21 protein-coding genes are annotated in these 22,820 nt (G+C 66.7%); 2 read left to right on the top strand and 19 right to left on the bottom strand.

Features of this window, described 5'->3' with window-relative positions; translation table 11 throughout:
- Nucleotides 1-5 precede the first annotated feature (5 nt).
- Nucleotides 6-1,088 carry a tRNA 2-thiouridine(34) synthase MnmA gene (gene mnmA / locus AC3WUM_RS16035; RefSeq protein WP_492411310.1) on the top strand — a complete coding sequence of 361 codons (1,083 nt, stop codon included), beginning with the start codon at nucleotides 6-8 and terminating at the stop codon, nucleotides 1,086-1,088.
- A 15-nt stretch (nucleotides 1,089-1,103) separates the two neighbouring features.
- On the opposite strand, the gene lapB is transcribed toward mnmA, so the two are convergent.
- The 15 genes from lapB to gyrA all read right to left on the bottom strand — a co-directional run bounded on the left by lapB (nucleotide 1,104) and on the right by gyrA (nucleotide 17,690).
- Complete coding sequence (gene lapB, locus AC3WUM_RS16030; RefSeq protein ID WP_492411309.1) at nucleotides 1,104-2,291, bottom strand: lipopolysaccharide assembly protein LapB; 1,188 nt, start codon at nucleotides 2,289-2,291, stop codon at nucleotides 1,104-1,106.
- Nucleotides 2,284-2,589 (bottom strand): LapA family protein, encoded by a 306-nt coding sequence (locus AC3WUM_RS16025; protein ID WP_492411308.1) that lies wholly within the window; start codon nucleotides 2,587-2,589, stop codon nucleotides 2,284-2,286. The genes lapB and AC3WUM_RS16025 overlap by 8 nt, the downstream gene beginning before the upstream one ends.
- Nucleotides 2,590-2,691: 102 nt before the next feature.
- Nucleotides 2,692-3,000: an integration host factor subunit beta gene (locus AC3WUM_RS16020; protein WP_492411307.1), complete on the bottom strand. Its 309-nt coding sequence runs from the start codon at nucleotides 2,998-3,000 to the stop codon at nucleotides 2,692-2,694.
- Between the two features lie 110 nt (nucleotides 3,001-3,110).
- The gene (rpsA, locus tag AC3WUM_RS16015; protein ID WP_492411306.1) at nucleotides 3,111-4,787 is read right to left on the bottom strand and encodes a 30S ribosomal protein S1; all 1,677 of its coding nucleotides are present in this window, start codon (nucleotides 4,785-4,787) and stop codon (nucleotides 3,111-3,113) included.
- Nucleotides 4,788-4,912: 125 nt separating this feature from the next.
- On the bottom strand, nucleotides 4,913-5,623 hold the full coding sequence (gene cmk, locus AC3WUM_RS16010) for a (d)CMP kinase (protein WP_492411305.1): 711 nt from the start codon (nucleotides 5,621-5,623) through the stop codon (nucleotides 4,913-4,915).
- 12 nt (nucleotides 5,624-5,635) lie between these two features.
- Nucleotides 5,636-6,964, bottom strand: coding sequence for a 3-phosphoshikimate 1-carboxyvinyltransferase (gene aroA, locus AC3WUM_RS16005; protein WP_492411304.1), 1,329 nt, complete (start codon nucleotides 6,962-6,964; stop codon nucleotides 5,636-5,638).
- Nucleotides 6,961-7,830 carry a prephenate dehydrogenase gene (locus AC3WUM_RS16000; RefSeq protein ID WP_492411303.1) on the bottom strand — a complete coding sequence of 290 codons (870 nt, stop codon included), beginning with the start codon at nucleotides 7,828-7,830 and terminating at the stop codon, nucleotides 6,961-6,963. The genes aroA and AC3WUM_RS16000 overlap by 4 nt, the downstream gene beginning before the upstream one ends.
- Nucleotides 7,831-8,988, bottom strand: a complete 1,158-nt coding sequence (gene hisC, locus AC3WUM_RS15995) for a histidinol-phosphate transaminase (protein WP_492411302.1) — start codon at nucleotides 8,986-8,988, stop codon at nucleotides 7,831-7,833.
- A gap of 1 nt (nucleotide 8,989) precedes the next feature.
- The gene (gene pheA, locus AC3WUM_RS15990) at nucleotides 8,990-10,075 is read right to left on the bottom strand and encodes a prephenate dehydratase (protein ID WP_492411301.1); all 1,086 of its coding nucleotides are present in this window, start codon (nucleotides 10,073-10,075) and stop codon (nucleotides 8,990-8,992) included.
- Nucleotides 10,076-10,152: 77 nt separating this feature from the next.
- Nucleotides 10,153-11,334 carry a phosphoglycerate dehydrogenase gene (locus AC3WUM_RS15985; RefSeq protein ID WP_492411300.1) on the bottom strand — a complete coding sequence of 394 codons (1,182 nt, stop codon included), beginning with the start codon at nucleotides 11,332-11,334 and terminating at the stop codon, nucleotides 10,153-10,155.
- Between the two features lie 161 nt (nucleotides 11,335-11,495).
- Complete coding sequence (serC, locus tag AC3WUM_RS15980) at nucleotides 11,496-12,578, bottom strand: 3-phosphoserine/phosphohydroxythreonine transaminase (protein WP_492411299.1); 1,083 nt, start codon at nucleotides 12,576-12,578, stop codon at nucleotides 11,496-11,498.
- A 60-nt stretch (nucleotides 12,579-12,638) separates the two neighbouring features.
- The gene (locus tag AC3WUM_RS15975; RefSeq protein WP_492411298.1) at nucleotides 12,639-13,076 is read right to left on the bottom strand and encodes a PIN domain-containing protein; all 438 of its coding nucleotides are present in this window, start codon (nucleotides 13,074-13,076) and stop codon (nucleotides 12,639-12,641) included.
- A 2-nt stretch (nucleotides 13,077-13,078) separates the two neighbouring features.
- Entirely contained in the window at nucleotides 13,079-13,312 is a 234-nt protein-coding gene (locus AC3WUM_RS15970) for a ribbon-helix-helix domain-containing protein (protein ID WP_492411297.1), read from the bottom strand.
- Between the two features lie 100 nt (nucleotides 13,313-13,412).
- Nucleotides 13,413-14,822, bottom strand: coding sequence for an alkaline phosphatase PhoX (locus AC3WUM_RS15965; protein WP_492411296.1), 1,410 nt, complete (start codon nucleotides 14,820-14,822; stop codon nucleotides 13,413-13,415).
- A 135-nt stretch (nucleotides 14,823-14,957) separates the two neighbouring features.
- The gene (gene gyrA / locus AC3WUM_RS15960) at nucleotides 14,958-17,690 is read right to left on the bottom strand and encodes a DNA gyrase subunit A (protein WP_492411295.1); all 2,733 of its coding nucleotides are present in this window, start codon (nucleotides 17,688-17,690) and stop codon (nucleotides 14,958-14,960) included.
- Between the two features lie 189 nt (nucleotides 17,691-17,879).
- Between gyrA and AC3WUM_RS15955 the strand changes: the two genes are divergently transcribed.
- Nucleotides 17,880-18,401 carry a hypothetical protein gene (locus AC3WUM_RS15955; protein WP_492411294.1) on the top strand — a complete coding sequence of 174 codons (522 nt, stop codon included), beginning with the start codon at nucleotides 17,880-17,882 and terminating at the stop codon, nucleotides 18,399-18,401.
- A 75-nt stretch (nucleotides 18,402-18,476) separates the two neighbouring features.
- On the opposite strand, the gene trpB is transcribed toward AC3WUM_RS15955, so the two are convergent.
- Genes trpB through AC3WUM_RS15935 form a run of 4 tightly spaced genes read right to left on the bottom strand, consistent with a single transcriptional unit; the run spans nucleotide 18,477 to nucleotide 22,762 of the window.
- Nucleotides 18,477-19,700, bottom strand: coding sequence for a tryptophan synthase subunit beta (trpB, locus tag AC3WUM_RS15950; protein WP_492411293.1), 1,224 nt, complete (start codon nucleotides 19,698-19,700; stop codon nucleotides 18,477-18,479).
- A complete protein-coding gene (locus AC3WUM_RS15945; RefSeq protein ID WP_492411292.1) occupies nucleotides 19,697-20,335 on the bottom strand; it encodes a phosphoribosylanthranilate isomerase in 639 nt (212 codons plus the stop codon). The genes trpB and AC3WUM_RS15945 overlap by 4 nt, the downstream gene beginning before the upstream one ends.
- 13 nt (nucleotides 20,336-20,348) lie before the next feature.
- On the bottom strand, nucleotides 20,349-21,128 hold the full coding sequence (gene truA / locus AC3WUM_RS15940) for a tRNA pseudouridine(38-40) synthase TruA (protein WP_492411291.1): 780 nt from the start codon (nucleotides 21,126-21,128) through the stop codon (nucleotides 20,349-20,351).
- The gene (locus tag AC3WUM_RS15935; protein WP_492411290.1) at nucleotides 21,125-22,762 is read right to left on the bottom strand and encodes a FimV/HubP family polar landmark protein; all 1,638 of its coding nucleotides are present in this window, start codon (nucleotides 22,760-22,762) and stop codon (nucleotides 21,125-21,127) included. The genes truA and AC3WUM_RS15935 overlap by 4 nt, the downstream gene beginning before the upstream one ends.
- Nucleotides 22,763-22,820: the final 58 nt, after the last annotated feature.

Below are 22,820 nucleotides of genomic sequence, written 5' to 3'. Positions count from 1 at the left end.
CGCTCGTGAGCGCAGCACCGCATGTGGTCGTGGGCTTGTCCGGAGGCGTCGATTCGGCCGTCTCGGCCTGGCTGCTCAAGCAGCAGGGCTACCGCGTCTCGGGCCTGTTCATGGTCAACTGGACCGAGGACGAAGAGGGCTATTGCAGCTCGGCCGACGATTTCCAGGATGCGCGGGCGGTCTGCGAGGAACTCGAGATTCCGCTGCACCGCGTCGATTTTTCGGCCGAATACCGCCAGCGCGTGTTCGATCGCTTCCTCGCCGATTACGCGGCCGGCAAGACCCCGAACCCCGATCTGCTGTGCAATCGCGAGGTCAAGTTCCAGCCGTTTCGCGAGCACGCGCTGAGGCTCGGAGCCGACTTCGTCGCCACCGGCCATTACGCGCAGCTCGATCACGCGGCCGACGGCCCTCGCCTGCTGCGCTCGGTCACCGAAGACAAGGACCAGACCTATTTCCTGGCCCTCGTCGCGCGCCGGCAGTTCGAGAAAGTGCTGTTCCCGCTCGGCGGGCTCACCAAGCCCGAGGTGCGTGCGCTGGCCGCCAGGGCCGGGCTGCCGAACCATCGCAAGAAGGATTCGACCGGCATCTGCTTCATCGGCGAGCGCGAGTTCCGCAGTTTCCTGCAGAACTATTTGAAGCCGAATCCGGGCCCGATGATCGACGACACCGGCACCGTCGTCGGCCAGCATCAGGGGCTCATGTACTACACGCTCGGCCAGCGCAAGGGCCTGGCGATCGGCGGGGTGCGCGGGGCGCGCGAAGCGCCATGGTTCGTCGTCGCCAAGGACCAGCCGAACAACGTGCTGCGCGTCTCGCAGGATGGGGCGCATCCGCTGCTGATGTCGAAGCGGCTCACGACCTTGCCGTTCGAATGGATACGCCAGCCCTCGCCGCTGCCCGAGCGCCTGCATGCGCGCATCCGCCATCGGCAGGTTCTGCAGGCCTGCTCGGTCCGAATCAACGAGGACGGCGGCGTGCAGGTGAGCTTCGAACAGGACCAGCGCGCGATCGCAGCGGGGCAGTTCTGCGTGCTTTACGACGGCCAGGAATGCCTGGGCGGCGGCGAGATTGCTGGCGCGTACTGAGTGTGAGCGGGCGGCCTAGCCTGCTTTCGGAATCAGCCGATCGTCAGCCGGAATGACGCTTCCCCACTGCTTGCACGAGGGGCACTGCCAGAACAGCAGGCCCGGCGCGAGCCCGCAACTCGTGCAGCGGTAGCGGTTGCGAGCGGCTGCCGCGGTCTTGAGCGCTTCGCGCAGGTTGTTCATCGCCACGGCGGAGGTCTCATCGGCCGGCGGCTCGATCGAAGACAGCAGCTGTTCGAGCAATGCCCAATTCGGCGAGGCCGAGAAGGTTTCGGCCAGGAAACGCGCGGGATTCATGCCGGTTTCGCGCATGAGCTGAGCTTGGGCCAGAGCGCTCGCGCTCGCCGAGGTTTCGCTGTCGATCTCGCGCAGGAAGTCCAGGAACGCCGGCAGCTCGCCGAGCTCCTTCGAGCAGCGCATGAGCGGCTCGACGATTTCAGGCGTGTAGCGCAAATCCTGCTCGGGCACCTGGCGCAGCGACTTGACCGCGGCGCGAAAATCCTTCGCCTCTTCCTGCATGCGGCCGAGGATCAGGTTGGCGCGCACGCAACCGCCGTCTTCTTCGAGCGCCCGGTTGGCGAGACGAATGGCTTCGTCGATGTCCTTGCCCATGCGCGCCTGCTCGGCAAGCTCGCAGTAGTACTGGGCGATGACCGGCTGCCGAGGCTGGGCGCCGACGGCCTGCAGGCGCCGGCTTGCCTCGATCGCGCGCCGCCATTCGCGGCTTTGCTCGTGCACGGAGATCAGCGCCTCGAGCGCCGCCGTGGCATACAGCCCGCGATGGCTGAGCTGCTCGAACAGCTCCTCGGCGCGATCGATCATGCCGGCCTTGAAGTAGTCCTGGGCCAGCTCGAAGCGCGTGCGCTCCATCTGCTCGCTGGTCAGCTGGGCCCGTTCGGCCAGGGCCTCGTGCACGCGCAGCGCACGGTCGAGCTCGCCACGCTTGCGGAACAGGCTGCCGAGCGTCAGATGCAGTTCCACGGCCTGGGTGTCGAGCTCGGTCGCCCGCAGCAGCGAGGCGACCGCCTGGTCCGGATCGTCGTTGACCAGATGGCTCATGCCCGCGAGCGCATCCGGCGAAACCCCCGAAGCGCCCGAGGTGCTCGCGGGCTGCGCCGGATCGGCCGGACCGCGGGCGCGCAGATACCAGCCCAGGGCGATGCCCAGCGGCAGGACCAGCCAGACCGACAGGCTGTCAACCATCCTTGAGCGGCGATTCGTTGATCGGAATGGCGCGCAAGGTCTTGAGCTCGGCCTCCGCGTCCGCGAGCTGCCGGCGCAGGCGCCGGGCTTCGGACTTGAGCGAGACGATGCGCGTCGAGCAGACGACCAGCGTCAGCAGGACGGCCAGGATGAACTCGACGACCACGAGGGCGATCAAGGGCAATTCGACCTGCCCGGCCAGATAGTCGAAGCGAATCGTCTGGGCATTGAAATAACCGACCGCCGCGCCGACACACAGCACGACCAGCAGCAGGACGGTGAGCAGGACTCGGTACATGAGGGCTGTCCTTTGTGTCTGAGCAGCGTTGTTCCGAACCGCCCGGCGACGCATCACCGGATGGAAGAGCTGCCGGGGCCCGTCAAAGGCCGTTGAGGCCGTTCAGGAGCGTTTGGCGTCTTCTGCTGCGGCGTTTTCGTTGACGCGCTCGCGCATTTCCTTGCCCGGCTTGAAATGCGGCACGTGTTTGGCGGGAATCGTCACCGACTCCCCCGTCTTGGGATTGCGGCCGATCCGGCTCGGGCGATGATGCAGGGCAAAGCTGCCGAAGCCGCGGATCTCGGCGCGATCCTGCCGCGCCAGAGCCATGCTGATTCGATCGAGAATGAGCTTGACCGCCAACTCCACATCCTTGTGCATCAAATGCGTCTGTCGCGCAGCCAGACGTTCGATCAGCTCAGACTTCGTCATAAAGGTTAATAAATGGCCGCCCCTTCATGAACGATAGTTAAAAAAGAAGGGCCGCGCAAGCGCGGCCCTTCGATTTTTCCCAATCTTTCTGGGTAGATACAGCTGACAGCTTATTCGCCGCTGCCGCCCAGCTGATCCTTGAGCAGGTCGCCCAGGGAGGTCTTGCCGGTGGAGGCGTTGCGGCTGTATTCCGCGACGACTTCGGCTTCTTCCTGGATCTCCTTCTCGCGGACCGAAAGGGTCACGATGCGGCTCTTGCGGTCCACGCCGATGAAGCGCGCTTCGAGCGTATCGCCGACCTTGAGCACCTTGGTCGCGTCTTCGACGCGCTCGCGCGACAGGTCGTTGGCCTTGATGTAGCCCTCGACGCCACCGGCGAGTTCGATCTGGGCGCCACGCGCCTCGACGGCCTTGACGGTGCCCTTGACGATCTGGCCCTTGGTGTTCTCGGCCATGAACTGGGTGAGCGGATCCTGCGCAACCTGCTTGACGCCCAGGCTGATGCGCTCACGGGCGGAGTCGATCGCCAGCACCACGGCGTTGACTTCCATGCCCTTGCTGTACTTGCGAACGGCGTTGGTGCCGTCGTCGTTCCAGTCGAGGTCGGACAGGTGGACGAGGCCATCGATGCCGCCATTGAGGCCGATGAACACGCCGAAGTCGGTGATCGACTTGATCTGGCCGCTGACCTTGTCGCCCTTCTGGTAGTTCTGGCTGAACTCTTCCCACGGATTCGGCACGCACTGCTTCATGCCCAGGGAGATACGACGGCGCTCGCCGTCGATGTCGAGGATCATGACCTCGACTTCCTGGCCGATGGTGACGGCCTTGTTCGGGTTGATGTTCTTGTTGGTCCAGTCCATTTCGGACACGTGGACCAGACCTTCGACGCCCGGCTCGATTTCGACGAACGCGCCGTAGTCGGTGATGTTGGTGACCTTGCCGAACAGGCGGGTCTTTTCCGGATAGCGGCGGGCGATGTCGACCCACGGATCGGCGCCCAGCTGCTTGAGGCCCAGCGACACGCGGCGACGCTCGCGGTCGTACTTGAGCACCTTGACTTCGATTTCCTGGCCCACGGTCACGACTTCCGCCGGATCCTTGATGCGCTTCCAGGTCATGTCGGTGATGTGGAGCAGGCCGTCGATGCCGCCCAGGTCGACGAACGCGCCGTACTCGACGAGGTTCTTGACCACGCCCTTGAGCACGATGCCTTCCTGCAGGTTGGCCAGCAGGCTGTCACGCTCGGCGCTGTACTCGGCTTCGAGCACTTCGCGGCGGCTGACGACGACGTTGTTGCGCAGGCGGTCGAGCTTGATGACCTTGAACTCGAGCGGCTTGCCTTCCAGATACGACGTATCGCGAACCGGGCGAACGTCGACGAGCGAACCCGGGAGGAAGGCGCGGACGGTACCGATGTCGACCGTGAAGCCGCCCTTGACCTTGCCGGTGATGATGCCGATGACGGTTTCCTTGCCCTCGAAGGCCTTCGTGAGGCGCTCCCAGGTCTTGATGCGTTCGGCCTTTTCCTTGCTGAACTTGGTTTCGCCGAAGCCGTCTTCGACGGTTTCCAGCGCCACTTCCACTTCGTCGCCGACATTGAGGTTCAGCTCGCCATCGACGAGGAACTCTGCGATCGGGATCACGCCTTCGGACTTCAGGCCCGCGTCGACGATGACGACGTCGGGTTTCAGCTCCAGCACGATGGCACGGACGATGGTGCCCGGCTGCATCGATTGGCCGCCGGTCAGACTGGCTTCAAAAAGTTCAGCAAACGATTCGCTCATGGTGTCTCGGTAATCCTGCCCGCGACGGAGAAAGGCAGTCAGTCAAATGATCGAAGGCCACCTCCGCTTGTGGCCCAGGCTCTGCGATACCGCTTCACGAAAAGAGAAAACCTCGAAGGAACGCTTCAGAGGAAACCACGATCCTTGACTAAACCTTCAACACGCTCAGCCACTTGCGTGGGATTCAGGTGCGTGGTGTCGATCAGGATCGCGTCACTGGCAGGCACCAATGGCGCCACGGTGCGAGTGCGGTCCCGCTCATCGCGGGTGCTAATTTCGGTGCAGAGGTCTGCCAATATAGCGTCTTGCCCGGCCGCCCTCAACTGCAGCAGCCGGCGACGGGCCCGCTCCTCGGCCGAAGCGGTCAGGAACAGCTTGAGCGCCGCATCCGGAAACACCACCGTGCCCATGTCGCGGCCATCGCCGATCAGGCCCGGAGCGACGCGGAAATCCTTCTGGCGCTGCAGCAGCGCCGCCCGGACCGCCGGCGCGGCCGCGATCTGCGAAGCCAGGCCGCCGGTGGCCTCGGCGCGCACGGCGGACTTGATGTCGCGGCCGTTGACCCAGATCGCCTCGTTGTCTTCGTGATCGCCCGTGAAACGGATATCGAGCCCGCCCGCGAGCGCGGCGACCGCATCGGTGTCGCTCAAGGCGATGCCGGCCTCGACCGCCGACAGTGCGAGGATCCGGTAGAGCGCCCCGCTGTCGAGCCTCTGCCAGCCGAGCCGGGCCGCGAGCCCGCGCGAGACCGTGCCCTTGCCGACGCCCGAAGGCCCGTCGACGGTGATGACGGGAACGTTCGTGTCAGGCGCAGGGGTTGAGGCGTGAGGCGTCATCTGCGACTCGGCTCAGTGGGAGGTCAATGCAGCGAGCTGCAAGAAGTACTCCGGGAAGGTCTTCGCCACGCAGCCCGGATCGTTGATGCGCACCGGCACGCCGCCGCAGGCCGCGAGCGAAAAGCACATCGCCATGCGATGGTCGTCGTAGGTATCGATGGTCGCCGGCTCGAGTACCGCGGGCGGCACGACGCGCAGGAAATCAGCCCCCGCTTCGACCTGCGCGCCGAGCTTGGCGAGTTCGGTCGCCATCGCCGCGATGCGATCGGTTTCCTTGACGCGCCAGCTGCCGATGTTGCGCAGCACGCAGGGGCCGTCGGCGAACAGCGCGAGCACGGCCGCGGTCATCGCGGCATCCGGAATGTGGTTGAAATCGGTGTCGAAAGCCTTCGGACGAAAGCCCGAAGCCAGGCCTGCCGAACGCACTTCGGTCCAGTCGTCGCCCTGCGTCACGCTCGCGCCCATCGCGGCGACGACATTGACGAAGCGCACATCGCCCTGCAGCGTCGCGAGGCCCATGCCGAGTATGCGGATCGGCCCACCCGCGAGCGCGCCGAGCGCAAGAAAGTACGATGCCGACGAGGCATCGCCCTCGACCGCGAAGCTGCCCGGGGCCGAATAGCGCGAGCCCGCCGCGACCGTGAATCGCGGCGTGCCGGCCGCCGTCTGCGAGCGCTGCACTTCGACGCCGAAGCGCTGCATCAGCGCGATGCTGAGCTCGATGTAGGGCTTGGAAATCAGCTCGCCTTCGACTTCGATGACAAGTTCGTGCTCGCGCGCGAGCAGCGGCGCGGACTGCAGGATGCCGGTCAGGAACTGGCTCGAGGCATCGCCACGCACACGCACGGGCTGCGTCGCGCGCGCCTGCGCCGGTGTGATCAGCAGCGGCGGAAAACCTTCGTTCTGCTCGTAGGCGATCCGCGCCCCGAGCGGCCGCAGCGCGTCGACCAGATCGCCGATCGGACGCTCGTGCATGCGCGACACGCCGGACAGCCGGTAACGGCCCTCCATGAACGCGAGCACGGCCACCAGCGTGCGTACCGAGAGCCCGGAATTGCCGACGAAGATGTCGGCCTCGCGCAGCGGAAAGCGCCCTGCACCGCCGACCCGCCAGGCGTCGCCGATCTGCTCGAGCGATACGCCGCAGGCTTTCAGGGCCTCGCGCATCACGCGCGTGTCGTCGGAATCGAGCAGGCCGGTCAGCAGCGTCTCGCCTTCAGACAGCGCGGCGAGCAGCAGCGCGCGTATCGAAACGCTCTTGGAACCCGGAAGTTTCAGCTCACCGCGTGCGGCGCGAATCGGCGCCAGATCGAGGAATTCGGTTTGAAGCGAAGCGCTCATTCGATCTGCGTCAGGTAGTGCTCGCGCGCGTTGCGCGCGCGTTCGAAAACGGCCTTGAGTTCGTCCCAGCGGTCGCCGTCGATCATCGCCTGCATCGATTGCAGTTCGGCGATCTGCCTGGCGAGGATCGTCGATACCGATGCCGCGTTCGCGCGCACGATGTCGTGCCACATCTGCGGCGAACTGCTGGCGATGCGCGTGAAATCGCGAAACCCGCCGCCGGCGTTCGAGAAGATCTGCCCGCTGCGATCGATGCCCGCGAGCGTGTCGACGAAGCTGTAGGCGAGCAGATGCGGCAGATGCGAAGTCGCGGCGAAGATCTCGTCGTGCAGCGCCGGCTCCATCTCGACGACGCGCGCACCGCAAAGCTCCCAGAGCGTGCGCACCTTGGCGAGCGCCTCGGGCGATTGCTGCGCGTGCGGCGTCAGGATCACGCGGTGCTTGCGGAACAGGCCCTCGAGCGAATTGGCGACACCGCTTTTCTCGGTGCCCGCGATCGGATGACCCGGCACGTACCAGCCCGGCAGTTCGCCGAACACGCGCCGCACGTCGGCGAGCACCGACTGCTTGGTGCTGCCAACGTCGGTGACGACGCAGTTGGCCGGCAGCGCGGAGGCGATCGCCGCGAAGGCTTCGGCCGTGTGCAGCACCGGCACCGCGACGACGACCAGATCGGCCTCGGCGACCGCGGACTGCGCGCTGTCGGTCGCGACATCGATCACGCCGAGTTCGACCGCCGCGGTGCACTGGCGCGCATCCGGATCGAAGCCGACGATGCTGCCGACCGCGCCCGAAGCGCGCAGCGAGCGGGCGACCGATCCGCCGATCAGCCCGAGGCCGATGACTGCGAGCCGCTTCGCCAGCATTTAGCGCGAGCCCTCGGCGAGCACCTCGCGCAGCGCAGACAGGAAGCGATCGTCCTCGCGCACGGTGCCCATGCTCACGCGCAGGAAGTTCGGCATGCCGTAGGAACCCATCGGGCGCACGATCACGCCGCGTTCGAGCAGGCCCTTGTGGATCGGCGCCGCATCGCGGCCGAAGTCGACGGTCAGGAAGTTCGCCTGCGAAGGCAGCACGCGCAGGCCGAGCTTCTGCAGCTCGGCACCGACGCGGATGCGCTCGCTCGAGTTGAGTTCGACCGATTTACGGACATGCTCCTGATCGGCCAATGCCGCTTCGGCCGCGACGAGCGCGAGCGAGTTGTTGTTGAACGGCTGGCGCACGCGATTGAGCAGGTCGGCGACCTTGGCGTCCGACAGCGCATAACCCGCACGCAGGCCGGCGATGCCGTAGACCTTCGAGAAGGTGCGGCAGACCAGCAGGTTCGGATAGCGATCGAGCCAGACGCGCGCATCGGAGCGCAGTTCCACGTCCTGGTAGTCGAAGTAGGCCTCGTCGAGCGCGACGATCACGTGCGGCGGCACGCTGTCGAGGAAGGCTTCGATTTCCTGCGGCGTGTTCCAGGTGCCGGTCGGATTGTTCGGGTTGGCGATGAACACCAGGCTCACGTCCGGGCGCGTCTTGAGTACGCGCGTGAACGCGGCAAGATCGTGGCCGAACGGCATCGTCGGGTGATCGGCGCCATAGCTCGGAACGACCACGGCCTCGGCGTTCTGCGCGAGCGTGGCGAGCGGATACACCGCGAACGCGTAATCCGAGAACATCACCGCGCGGCCCGGGCCGGCGTAGATACGGGCGAGGAATTCGAGGATGTCGTTGGAGCCGTTGCCGAGCGTGATGCGATCGGCCGCGATGCCGTGGTATTCGGCGATCTTGTTCTTGAGCTTGTGGCCGCTGCCGTCCGGATACAGGCCGAGGTTGCCCTTGGCGGCTTCGGCGATCGCGGCGCTGACCTTGGGGCTAGGCCCGAGCGGGTTTTCGTTCGATGCGAGCTTGATGACGTCGGCGATGCCGAGCTTGCGCTGCAGCTCTTCGATCGGCATGCCCGGCGTGTAGGCGTGCAGCGACAGGATGCCGGGCAGCGCGTTGCGGAACAGGTTTTCGGAGATCGGATTTTCCGACATGTCAGATGACCGCTTGAGGGTAAGAGCCGAGCACGCGGAACAGCGCCGCGCGCGCGCGGATTTCGTCGAGCACGGGCTTGATCTGCGCGTCCTCGCAATGGCCGTCGATGTCGACGTAGAAGTTGTAGTCCCAGGCTGCGCGGCGCGACGGGCGCGATTCGAGCTTGGTCAGGTTGATACCGGCCTTGGCGAACGGCTGCAGCAGCTCGAACAAGGCTCCGGGCGCGCCCTTCTGCGCCGAGAACACCAGCGAGGTCTTGTCGCGGCCAGTCGGGTCGGACAGCTTGCGGCCGATGATCAGAAAGCGCGTGGTGTTGGACGGATCGTCCTCGATGTTGCTGGCCAGCACGTTGAGCCCGTAGCGCTCGGCCGCGGCCTTGCTCGCGATGGCGGCGCCCTGCCCGGTTTCGGCGACCTGCTGGGCCGCCGCGCCGTTGCTCGCGACCACCGCCTGCGTGGCATGCGGCAAGGTCTGATGCAGCCAGTTGCGGCACTGCGTGAGCGACTGCGCATGCGAGAACACCACCTTGACCTGATCGAGACGCTCGACCTTGGCCATCAGGTGATGATGCACGGGCAGCAGCACTTCGCCGCAGATCGTCAGCGTCGCCGAGGCGAGCTCGTCGAGCGTGTGGGTGACGACACCGCCGATCGAATTCTCGACCGGCACCACGCCATAGGCGGTCTGCCCGGCGTCGACGTCGCGGAAGATCTCGTCGATCGCCCGCTTGGCGCGCGCCTCGACCGCATGGCCGAAGTGCTTGTAGACCGCTTCCTGCGTGTAGGTACCTTCCGGGCCCAGGTAGGCGACGGTCAGCGGCGATTCGAGCGCGAGGCAGGCCGACATGATCTCGCGCACGAGCTTGGCCATGGTCTCGTTCGAGATCGGGCCGGCGTTGCGTTCCATCGCCTTGCGCAGCACTTCGGCCTCGCGGGCCGGGCGGTAATGGTCGCCGACGTCGCCAGCCTGGGCCTTGATGTCGCGAATCGCCTCGGCCACCCGGGCGCGCTCGTTGATGAGTCCCTGAATCTGCTCGTCGAGAGCGTCGATGCGGACTCGGGCTTCGGGAAGCGTCGTCGGTTTCATGGTCGGGATCACAAAAAGGACGCGAAGGATACGCCAAGCCGGCCGGGCTGGGGACTCGCCGGCGGCCTCGCCTGCCCCTAGCGGGCGGAAATCACCCGCGTCGAAATCACGCCCGGAATCGAGGCGATCTCGTCGACCGCCGCCGCCGGAATCGCCGTATCGACGTCGACGAGCGTGTACGCCAGGTCGCCGCGCGACTTGTTGAGCAGGTCGGCGATGTTGAGGTTGCGCCGGGCCAGCGCGGTCGAAATCTGGCCGACCATGTTCGGCACATTCTCGTTGACGATGCAGAGCCGGTGCTTGCCGGGCAGCAGGCCGAGCACCGCCTCGGGGAAATTCACCGAGTTGGTCACGTTGCCGGTGTCGAGGAAATCGCGCAGCTGGTCGGCGACCATGACCGCGCAGTTGTCCTCGGCTTCGTTGGTCGAGGCGCCCAGGTGCGGCAGCGCGACCACGCGCGGATGGCCCTTGAGCGCGTTCGACGGGAAGTCGCAGACGTAGGCCTGCAGGCGGCCTTCGTTGAGCGCCTCGATGACGGCGGCTTCGTCGACGATGCCCTCGCGCGCGAAATTCAGCACCACGCCCTTGGGCTTGAGGCGCCTGATGCGATCGGCATTGACGAGCGCGCGCGTAGCCTCGATCAGCGGCACATGCAGGCTCAGGAACTGCGAGCGCGAAATCACCTCGTCGACCGACAGCGCCTGATTCACGCGCGCATCGAGCTTCCAGGCGTTCTGCACCGTCATCGCCGGGTCGAAGCCCCAGACTTCCATGCCGAGTTCCACGGCGGCGTTGGCGACCTTCACGCCGATGGCGCCGAGCCCGATCACGCCGAGCGAGCGGCCCGGCAACTCCATGCCGACGAACTTCTTCTTGCCGGCTTCGACGGTCTCGTGCATGGCCTTGTCGTCGCCATCGAGCTTGCGCACGAAATCGAGCGCCGGCGCGAGATTGCGCGCCGCGATCAGCAGGCCGGCGAGCACGAGTTCCTTTACCGCATTGGCGTTGGCGCCCGGCGCATTGAACACCGGCACGCCGCGCTTGGTCATCGCCGCGACCGGAATGTTGTTGGTGCCGGCGCCGGCACGGCCGATGGCCTTCACCGAAGCCGGAATCTCGGCCTTGTGCAGATCGGCCGAGCGCACGAGCAAGGCGTCGGGCTGGGCGATTTCAGCACCGGTTTCGAAGCGCGGGCGCGGCAGGCGGTCGAGGCCTTGCTGGGAGATGTTGTTGAGGGTTTGGATGCGGAAGGTGGTCATCATGCCGTCCTGATGTTCCCCTCTCCCGCTGGCGGGAGAGGGTGGTCCGAAGGACCGGGAGAGGGGCTGCCAGGGAAAGTGAGCGCCTCGTGCAGACAGCCCCTCTCTCCCCGCTACGCGGGACTCTCTCCCGCAAGCGGGAGAGAGGAACGGCGTCAGCATCAGCCCTTGGTTCTGACGAACTCCTTCATGTAATCCACGAGCGCCGCCACACCCGCCTCCGGCATCGCGTTGTAGATCGAGGCGCGCATGCCGCCGACCGAGCGGTGTCCCTTGAGCCCGATCAGGCCCGCGGCCTTGCTGCCCTTGAGGAATTCGGCGTCGAGCTCGGCGTTGGCGAGCACGAACGGCACGTTCATCTTCGAGCGATACGGCTTGGCGACCGGGTTGCGGTAGAAGTCCTGCGCATCGAGGTAGTCGTAGAGCAGCGCGGCCTTGCGCGCATTGCGCTCGCCGATCGCGGCGAGGCCGCCCTCGTTCTTCATCCACTGGAACACCAGGCCGCAGACGTACCAGGCGAAGGTCGGCGGGGTGTTGAGCATCGAATCGTTCTCGGCCACGACCTTGTAGTCGTGGATCGCGAAGGTGCCCGGCAGCACCTGGCCGATCAAATCGTCGCGCACGATCACGAGGGTGATGCCCGACGGGCCGACGTTCTTCTGCGCTCCGGCATAGATCAGGCCGTACTTGCTGACGTCGAGCGGGCGCGAGGCGAAGCTCGACGACATGTCGCTGACCAGCGGAACGCCGCCAACATCCGGCGCATCCGGGAATTCGACGCCGTGGATGGTCTCGTTCGAAGTGATGTGCACGTAGGCCGCATCCGGATCGAGCTTCCAGCTCGCGCGATCGGGAATCGTCGTGAACTTCTCGGCCTCGCCGCTCGCGACGAGGTTGGCCCTGGCGTAGCGCCCGGCCTCCTTGTAAGCCTTCTTGCCCCAGTCGCCCGTGACGATGTAATCGGCCGAGGTCTTGCCGCGCAGCAGGTTCTGCGGAACCACCGAGAACTGCGCGGTCGCGCCGCCCTGCAGGAACAGCACCTTGTAGTTGGCCGGCACGCCGAGCACTTCGCGCAGATCGCGCTCGCAGGCCTGGGCGATCGAGGTGAATTCCTTGTCCCGATGGCTCATCTCCATGACGCCCATGCCGGAGCCATGCCAGTCGAGCAGCTCGGCCTGCACCTGTTCGAGCACGGGCAGCGGCAGGGTGGCGGGACCGGCACTGAAGTTGAAGATACGGCTCATGGGAAGCTCCGTTTTGTGGATGTTTCTAGGGTGTTGGAACAACGGTGAAAGCTTTGAAGGTCAGGGCAGCGGCCCGGACTGGCTCGTCGCCCGACCCGGCCGCAGCCAGTTGTCGACGTTGAGCCCCGGCACCGACAGATAGCGCTGGGTGTCCTCGGTGATCAGCGTGAGCCCGTGGGCGAGCGCGGTGGCGGCCAGGATCAGCTCGAAACCGCTCAGGGTTTCGCCCTGCTGGGCCAGATAACCGGCCAGCTGGCTCGCCTGCTGGGCCTCGACGCGACCGAAGTCGATCACGCGCACGGCACCGATGAAATCCTTGAGCAGGCCGCCGTAGCGCGCCTGCGCCCGAGGCTCCAGCCGCAGCCCGGTCTCGGCCTGTAGCTGGCTCACGACCGACAGATTCACCTCGCCGGGCTTGAGCTTGGCGAGTTCGAGCACCACCGGCAGCCGCCCCTTGGCGACCGCGGCGAGCGTCGCGGCATCGAGCAGCACGCCCATCGCTAGCGATCCTCGCCCGGCTTCCACACCTGGAAGTCGACGACCCCGGCCTGCAGCTCGGGCGCCGGGTTGCGGAAGTGCTCACGCAGCGACGGCGGCCAGTCGGCCGATTCGAAGCGATTGAGCCACTCTCGCACGGCCAGGCCGATGAGCCGGTTGCGCGTCTGCCCGCTGCGCTCGACCGCCCGGTTCAGACGCTCGAGCGTGTCGTCATCGAGATGGAGGCTGAAATTCATGGGCGCGGATTAAAACATAACAGGACATGTTATGAAACCATCCTGATGCAAAAAAAGCGGCGGATCATGACCCGCCGCTTTTGCTTGAAGCCCGCGAACCTCAGAGATTGTCCGGTAGCGTCAGCTCGTAGAGCATGCCCAGGCCCGGACCGTAGCCGCCACTGCCGTTGCGGCCACCGCGATCCGAGGTGAAATACATGCGCTTGCCATCCGGCGTGAACGAAATGCCCGCGATCTCGGAAATGTCCTGCCCGACGATCTGCAGCAGCGGCTTGAGCTCGCCACTCGGCAGGATCGCGACCACCTGCATGTCGCCGCCGTCCTCGGCCACGAGGATGTCGCCCTGCGGGGTCACGATCAGGTTGTCGACGCCCGACAGGATGTCGTTCGGCGGCTCGGCCGTGGCGAGGTCGTAGATTACCTCGATGGTTTCGGCCACGCTGTCGTAGGCCCAGACGCGCTCGTCGTTCTTGGTCGTGAAATAGACCACGTTGCGGAACAGCCAGATGCCCTCGCCGCCATCGAACACCGCGGTTTCGGGATCGCGAACCTGATCCTGGGCGCGCTGCGGGTCGGTGACGTTCTTCCAGCTCACGGGTTGCGGAGACGTCAAGGCGCCCACGACACCGGCGCCGCCGACGACCATCGCCTGCAGCTGGCCGCTCTCCAGCACTGGACGCGCGGCCGAAGCCGGCCAGTCGCTCGCGCTCGGAACGAAGCGGTAGAAACGGCCGTCGCGGCGGTCTTCGGTCTGGTAGAGGATGCGACGCGAGGCATCGATTGCGATGGCCTCGTGATCGAAGAAGCCGAGCGCCGGCTTCGGCACGCCCTGCCCCGGCGTGAACGGATCGCATTCCCAGACCCGCCCGCCTGAGAATTCCTCGCAGGACAGCCAGGTGCCCCAGGGCGTGATGCAGCCCGAGCAGTTGAACGTGGTGCCGCGCAGGATCGAGTACGAATCGACGATCGTGCCGTCCGCGTCGAACACCAGCACGCCAACGCCGCCGAGCCCCGGAACCAGCGATTCGAGCAGGTTGCCGAGCACCGAGAACTGCGAGCCGAGCTGCGACAGGTTGCCGGTACCGGGCACTTCGGAATTCGAAACGTAGATCCAGCCGCCGCCCGGCCGCGCGATGACACCGCCACCGTCGTTGAGGATGTGCCAGGGGCGCGAGCCGACGCCGCCCGTCAACTGAGGCCCGGAAGCCGACATGCCGGCCGCCCGCGGCAGTTCGCCGGCGATCGCGACGACGCGCGTCGAAAAGCCTTCGGGCGTGCGCACGCCGTTGGCGTCGGGCTCGGGGCGCAGCGGGCCGAGCGAGGCGAAACGGCCTTGCAGGCCCTCGACGCCGCGGCCATCGGACTCACCGTCGCCATCCCCGCCGCCACCACAGGCCACCAGCCAGGCCGGCAGGCTCGCCGAGCCGGCGCTGAAGAACAGAGCCTTGAGGAAACGGCGGCGGTTCGACTCGGCGTTCAAAACGCCGGCCGCGACGGACATCGATGACATCGACAGACTCCCTGGAGTTGCAGGCCCCTGACGCGTTCGTCGGCGACCAAACCGCCATCATGCCCACGGCGACGCGGCAGTTTGATGACGACGCCCCATACCTTCCTCTCCGGGAGGGAGAGGAAGGCAAAGCGCTTATTCGCCGGTGTCGTCGGCCGGGCCTTCGAGCGGAGCCGTGGTGTCGTCGGCAGCCGCATCGTCATCGGCCTCGATGGCGATGCGATCGACGCTCACGAGGCGATCGCCCGCGTTCGGCTTCATCAGCCGAACGCCCTGCGTATTGCGGCCCATGCTGCGCACGTCGGTGGTCTTGAAGCGGATCAGGTTGGCCGACTCGGAGATCAGCATGACCTGATGCTCGTCGCCGACTTCGACCGCGCCGATCAGGTTGCCGGTCTTGTCGGTCAGCGCCTGCGCGATCACGCCCATGCCGCCGCGCCCGCGCAGCGGGAACTGTTCGATCGGCGTGCGCTTGCCGTAGCCGTTCTCGGACACCGTCAGGATGTCCGGCGCCGCCTGCCCTTCGGTCTCGGGCGAAACCACGATCAGCGCGATGATCTGCGCCTGCGCGGGATCGTCCGCGGACTCGGCGGCTTCGGCCTCGCCATCGATCACCGGTGCCTCGCTGGATTCATCGGACGATTCGTCGCGGCGCACGAGACGCATGCCGCGCACGCCGGTCGCGGTGCGGCCCATGCTGCGCACATCGTTTTCATTGAAGCGGATCACGCGGCCGGCGTCGCTGAACATCAGCACGTCGTTGTTGCCCGTCGTCAGCGCGACGCCGACCAGCGAATCGTCGACGCGCAGGTCGAGCGCGATGATGCCGTTGCTGCGGATATTGGCGAAGGCGCCGAGCTCGGTCTTCTTGACCGTGCCGAGGCGCGTCGCCATGAAGATGAATCGTTTGCTGCTTTCAGTCTGCTCGGGCTCGTCCTCGAACTTCTTGATCGGCAGCACGGCGCTGATCTTCTCGCCCGCTTCGAGCGGCAGCAGGTTGACGAAGGGCTTGCCGCGCGAGCCGCGCGAACCCGTCGGCAGCTCGAACACGCGCAGCTTATAGACCTTGCCGGTCGAGCCGAAGCAGAGCAGCCAGTCGTGCGTGTGTGCGACCCACAGGCGGTCGACGAAGTCTTCCTGCTTGTTGGCCGTCGCGAGCTTGCCGCGGCCGCCGCGCTTCTGCGCCTGGTATTCGGCCAGCGGAACCGACTTCACGTAGCCCTCGTGCGAGAGCGTGACGACCATGTCCATCGGCGCGATGAGATCTTCCTGCGCCATGTTCAGCGCGGCCGTGGTGATCTCGGTGCGACGCTCCTCGCCGTACTGCTCCTTGATCGCGAGCAGCTCGCCGCGGATCACGCCGAGCAGGCGCGTTTCCGAGGCCAGGATGTCGAGGTAATCGAGGATAGCGGCGAGCAGCTCCTTGAACTCGTCGTGGATCTTGTCCTGTTCCAGGCCGGTCAGGCGGGACAGGCGCATTTCGAGGATCGCCGAAGCCTGCGCGTCCGACAGCCGGTATGCGGCCTTGCCGTCGCCGTCGATGATGCCGAATTCGAGCGACAGATCTTCGGGGCGTGACACCGAGGAGTCGGCCGCCGCGAGCAGCGCCGTCACCATGCCGGCATCCCAGGTGCGCGCCATCATGCGGACCTTGGCTTCGGCGGAATTCGGCGAGCTGCGGATCAGCTCGATCATCTCGTCGATGTTGGCGAGCGCGACCGCCAGGCCTTCGAGGATGTGGGCGCGTTCGCGCGCCTTGCGCAGCAGGTAGCGCGTGCGGCGCGTCACCACTTCGCGGCGATGGCGCACGAAGATTTCGAGCAAGGCCTTGAGCGACAACGTCTTCGGCTGGCCGCCGTCGAGCGCGACCATGTTGATGCCGAAAGTCACCTGCAGCTGGGTCTGCTGGAACAGGTTGTTGAGCACCACGTCGGCGTTCTCGCCGCGCTTGAGCTCGATGTAAACGCGCATGCCGTCCTTGTCGGACTCGTCGCGAATCTCCGAGATGCCCTCGATCTTCTTCTCTTTGACGAGCTCGGCGATGCGCTCCTGCAGGCGCGCCTTGTTCACCTGGTACGGCAGCTCGGTGACGATGATCGCCTGCTTGTCGTTGCCGACCGTCTCGAAGCTCGTGCGCGCGCGAATGACGATGCGGCCGCGACCGGTCGCATAGGCCTCGGCGAGGCCATGCGCGTCGAGGATCAGGCCGGCGGTCGGGAAGTCCGGCGCCGGAATCAGCTGCATGAGCCCGGCAATGTCGATTTCGGGGTTGTCGATCACGGCGATGCAGCCGTCGATGACTTCCGAGAGATTGTGCGGCGGGATGTTGGTGGCCAGGCCGACCGCGATGCCCGCGCTGCCGTTGACGAGCAGTTGCGGCACGCGCGTCGGCAGCACGACGGGCTCTTCGTCCTTTTCGTCGTAGTTCGGGACGAAATCGACGGTCTCGGAATCGATGTCGGCAAGCATCTCCGAGGTCAGCCGCGCCATGCGGCATTCGGTATACCGCATCGCCGCGGCCGGGTCGCCGTCGACCGAGCCGAAGTTGCCCTGGCCGTCGACGAGCACGTGGCGCATCGAGAAATCCTGCGCCATGCGCACGAGGGCGTCGTAGGCGGCCGAGTCGCCGTGCGGGTGATACTTGCCGATGACGTCGCCGACCACGCGCGCGCACTTGATGTACGGGCGGTTCCAGACGTTGTTGAGCTGGCTCATCGCATAGAGGATGCGGCGATGCACCGGCTTGAGGCCGTCCCTCGCGTCGGGGAGCGCTCTTCCCACGATCACGCTCATCGCGTAATCGAGATAAGAGCGCCGCATCTCGTCTTCGAGATTGACGGAAAGGACTTCCTTGGCGAATTCGGTCATGAGCAGGCTCGGCGGCGTGACGGATGGGGGTCCGGACACCGCGCGCGGTACTGAGGGAGGAGAAATTTTATGCGCTAAATTGTAACACGCGCACTCCTTATTAGTAGGCCACGCGCAAAGGCCGCCGACCTGGGCCGAGTTTTGCTACTGACGGAGCCATCACCCATCATGGAAGAGACCTTCAACCCAATGAAAAACCGCCTCGCCCCTGCCTGCGGCGCCGTCCTGCTCAGCGCCTGCGCGAGCGCCCCGACGCCGCCGTTGAATGCCCATCCGGCACCGGCCGAGCGCCTGCTGGCCTACCAGGAGCCGATCGAAGGCGGCGCGACGCTCGTGCTCGTGCGCCAGCCCGGTGATCGCGATTCGGAATGCTTCATCATCGTCAGCGTCGGCGGCAGGCCGGCTGCGGTGCTCGCCGAAGCCGAGACCGCCGAACTGCACCTGCCCGCAGGCAAGCAGAAGCTCGATCTCGGGCGCACCGGCATCGACGACTGCAACAAGGACAAGAACTTCGGCTCGACGATCGGCGGCAGCTTCGCTCCGGGCGAGGTCCAGCGCGTGGCGCTCAAGATCGAGCGCTCGACGATCGACATGCAGAACCTGCCGGCCACCGTCGCGGTGGTCGATACGCCCGAGGCCGAAGGCCAGACGACGAAGCCGGAACGGCCGAAGTGGGAAACCGAGGCCGCGCCCAAGGCCGGTACGCCCTAGTCGCCCACGTCGGTCACCCGCTGCAAAACAAGAAGCCCCGCAGTGCGGGGCTTCTTGTTTTGACAGGCTGCGGCGCTAGCTCAGCGAAATGCCCTCGCGCTTGGCGATCGTGAAGATGTCCTTGTCGCCGCGGCCCGACAGGTTCACCACGATGTGCTGATCGGCGCTCATGGTCGGGGCCATCTTCTTGGCCTGGGCCACGGCGTGCGAGGACTCGAGCGCCGGGATGATGCCTTCGCGGCGCGTGAGCTCGTGGAAAGCGGCCAGCGCCTCATCGTCGTTGATCGCCGTGTACTGCACGCGGCCGATGTCCTTGAGCCAGGAATGCTCGGGACCGACGCCCGGATAATCGAGACCCGCCGAGATCGAATGCGTGCCGAGGATCTGGCCGTTGTCGTCGGCCATGATGTAGGTGCGGTTGCCGTGCAGGACTCCAGGTTTGCCGGCGGACAGCGGGGCCGCATGACGGCCGGTCTCGACACCGTCGCCACCCGCCTCGACGCCGATCATCCTGACCTCGGTGTGCGGGATGAACGGGTGGAACAGGCCGATCGCGTTCGAACCGCCGCCGACGCAGGCGACCAGTGCATCGGGCAGGCGGCCGATCTGCGCCGGTGCCTGCACCAGCACTTCGCGGCCGACCACCGAATTGAAGTCGCGCACGAGCATCGGATACGGATGCGGGCCGGCGACCGTGCCGATCACGTAGAAGGTGTCGTCGACGTTGGTGACCCAGTCGCGCATCGCCTCGTTGAGCGCGTCCTTGAGCGTGCGCGTGCCCGAAGTGACCGGCACCACTTCGGCGCCGAGCAGCTTCATGCGGTAGACGTTCGGCGACTGGCGCTCGACGTCGTCGGCGCCCATGTAGACCACGCACTTGAGGCCCAGGCGGGCGGCGATCGTCGCGCTCGCCACGCCGTGCTGGCCGGCGCCGGTCTCGGCGATGATGCGGGTCTTGCCGAGGTGCTTGGCGAGCAGGGCCTGGCCGACCGTGTTGTTCACCTTGTGCGCGCCGGTGTGATTGAGGTCCTCGCGCTTGAGCCAGATCTGCGCTCCGCCCCAGGCCGCGCTCAGGCGCTCGGCGTGGTACAGCGGCGACGGCCGGCCGACGTAGTGCTTCAGATCCTTGTCGAGTTCGGCCAGGAAGGCCGGATCGTGCTTGAGCTTGGCGTAGGCTTCCTCGAGCTGGCGCAGCGGCTCCATGAGGGTTTCGGCGACGAAGCGGCCGCCATAGGGGCCGAAGTGGCCGCGGGCATCGGGGTACTGCTCGAAGTACTGCTGTTCAGTTTCTTTGGTCATGATCGTTCGAGTTGCGAGTCGGCGCTGCGCACCGCCTCGACGAAGGCGCGCATCTTGTGCGCGTCCTTGAGTCCGGGAGCGGATTCGATTCCGCTGGAAACGTCCACCGCATCGGGCCGCGCCATTGTAACCGCCGAGGCCACGTTGCCCGGCGACAGGCCGCCGGCTAGCACCCAGAAGTGGCCGAAGCGCTTCGGCGCCTGCGACCAGTCGAAGCGCTGGCCGGTGCCGCCGAGTTCTCCGGGCGCGTGGCTGTCGAGCAGCAGGCCACGGGCATCGGCGAACTGGCGGCGCCAGTCCTCGAGATCCTGCGGCGAACCCATCGGCACGGCCTTGACATAGGAGCGTCGCCATCGCCGGCAGAAGTCGGGCGTCTCGCTGCCGTGGAACTGCAGCAGGTCGGGCTGCACCTCGTCGACGATGCGCTCGACCCAGCCGGCCTCGGCATCGCGGAACAAGGCCACGCAGGAGACGAAGGCCGGCACGCGGTCGCGCAAGGCTCGCCCCTGTTCGGCGGACAGCGCACGCTCGCTGCGCCCATCGAACACCAGGCCGATCGCGTCCACGCCGAGCGAGACGGCGAGATCGAGATCGTCGGGGCGGGTCAGGCCGCAGAATTTGATGCGGGTACGCACGGGAATCTTGGAGTCAGGGCAACCAGAAATCGGGTGTCGCCGGCAGCCCGAACTCGTCGGGGTAATCGGCGGCGACGAAGTATAGACCCGCGGCCGGCGCGTTCACGCCGGCAAGCGTGCGATCGCGGCTCGCGAGCACCTCGGCCACCCAGGCCTCGGGCCGCTTGCCCTGCCCGACCTCGATCAGCGTGCCGGCGATGTTGCGGACCATGTGATGCAAAAAGGCGTTCGCGCGAATCGACAGCAGCACGAAATCGCCCTCGCGGCGCACACCGATGTCGGTCACGCAGCGCATCGGCGTGGTCGACTGGCATTCGGAGCCGCGAAAGGCCGAGAAATCGAGCTCGCCGACCAGCGCCTGCGCGGCCCGATGCATGGCCTCGGCGTCGAGCGTCCAGTTGATCCAGGTCGCGCGCTTTTCGAGCAGCGCGGAGCGCGAGCGGCTGTTGTGGATCACGTAGCGATAGCGCCGCGCGATCGCGCTGTGCCGCGCATGAAAATCCGCGCGCACGGGCTGCACCCAGCGCAGAGAAACGTCTTCGGGCAGGTTCGAATTGGTGCCGAGCAGCCAGGCATAGTCACTGCGTCTGGCCTCGCTGTCGAAGTGCACGATCTGCGAGAAGGCATGCACGCCGGTGTCGGTGCGACCGGCCGCCGACACCGCCACCGGATGCGCGGCCACCTTGCTCAAGGCGGCTTCGAGCGCGCCCTGCACCGAAGGCGCGTGCGACTGCGACTGCCAGCCTGAGTACGCGGTCCCGAGGTATTCGACCGCCGCCGCCCAGCGCGTCATGCGCCGGGATTCGGACTTTGCGCGGGCAGCTGATCGCGCAAGACCTGCGCCTCCTGCTTCTGCGCGTCGTTGCCCTGCTCGATCACCTCGTCGAGCAGGCTGCGCGCCATCTCCTGGTCGTCCATGTCGAGATAGGCACGCGCGAGATCGAGCTTGGTGCCGACATCGTCGGTCGTGAACGGGCCGTCCTCGGACTCCAGGCTGCCGAGATCGAAGTCGCCGAATTCGGGCGGCAGCTGGTCGGCCGGAATCGCCTGCCCGAGCGAAGCCGCCGGCGTGCTGAGGTCGAGCGCATCGTCCGGCACGGGCTGCAGCCAGCCGGCCGGCGCAAGCGGCACCGGCACCCAGCCGCCGAACAGCTGCGACTCCGGCCGCAACTGCCGGCCGAGGCTTTGCACGCGCATCCAGTCGGAATCGCTGAAGCTGCCGTTGTAACGCGCGACGAGCTGCTCGAATTCGGCCGCGCGGCCGGCTTCGGCGTAGGTTTCGGCGAGCTTCATGATCACGTCGCGGCTCATCGGCGTGATCAGCAGCGCCTCTTCGAGCCCGGCGATCGCTTCGTCGAAATGGCCGTAGCCGAGCTGGAAGTCGGCGTCGGCGATCGCATCGTTCAGCGCCGGCGGCTCCTCGGGCAACGGCTCGGGCGTTTCGATGATCGGGGTGGCGGCTTCGGATTCCGGGGTGACGAAAACCGGATCGGGTTCGCGTACCGGCTCCGGAGCGGGCTCCTCGACCGGCTCGGGCCTGGCCGCGGCGACCGGCGCGATGAGCGGTTCGACGGGAGCCCGACGCGGCGGCGCGGACGGAGCCGGCTGCGGGTCTTCGCGCGGCGAGCGAGCGACACGCAGGATCTGCGCGAGCACGAGCAACAGAAATACGGCGCCGAAGCCGGCCATGACCAGCTGGTCCGCCGGCAGCGGAACGTGGACGCCGAAAATGTCGGTGCCGCCCTCGGCTTCCGGCTCGGGCCGCGGTGCGGCTGACTCGATGATCGCGGGACTGGCCGAGGCGGGCGCAGCTTCGGGCTCGGCGGCGGCCTGCTGACCGACCGCCTCGGCTGCGGGCAGCGCTTCGACGGCGCTCGCGTCTTCGGACGCGGGGGCAGCTGCGGCCGTCTCGGCTGCCGGCGTCGCTCCGCCCGTCGCGGCCGGGCTCTGATTTTCTTCGGGCCGAGCGGGCGTCGCGGCCGCCACCGTGGGCTCGGGCCGGGTCTCCGAAGCCGGCGCGACCGCAGGCAAAGCCGGCTCGGGCTGCGGTGCGACCGCGCTTTCTTCAGCCGGGCTCGCCGGAGCCGCCGCGCCGGCCTTGCGCACCAGATGCCGCATCGACGGCGGCACGCCCTTGTAGCGATGCAGATTGGCGATGTAGCGCCCGGCGTCCTGCTGCGAAATCTCGAGCGCCTGCTCGGCCGTCGGTACGCGCAGCGTCGCACCCTTCTGCAGTCCGTCGAGGCCGCCGACGAAGGCCTCGGTGTTGTACAGGTAGAGCGCGAGCATCTCCTGCTCCTGGCTCACGCGCGGCTTGTCGCGCAGGGCGTCGGCGATCGCCCAGAAGCTCTCGCCCGGGCGCACCGGGCCGTACAGCGCATCGGCCGCGCAAGCCACCGGAGCGCCGGCGAAAAGAATCGCGACCACGGCCAAAAGTCTGGCCACTCGTTGCAACATTGGAAAGGGTCTCCGCTTGCCGGAAAGG

The organism is Hydrocarboniphaga sp. FW305-C-57, assembly GCF_058783045.1.
This window is presented reverse-complemented; position numbering and strand designations above follow the sequence as displayed.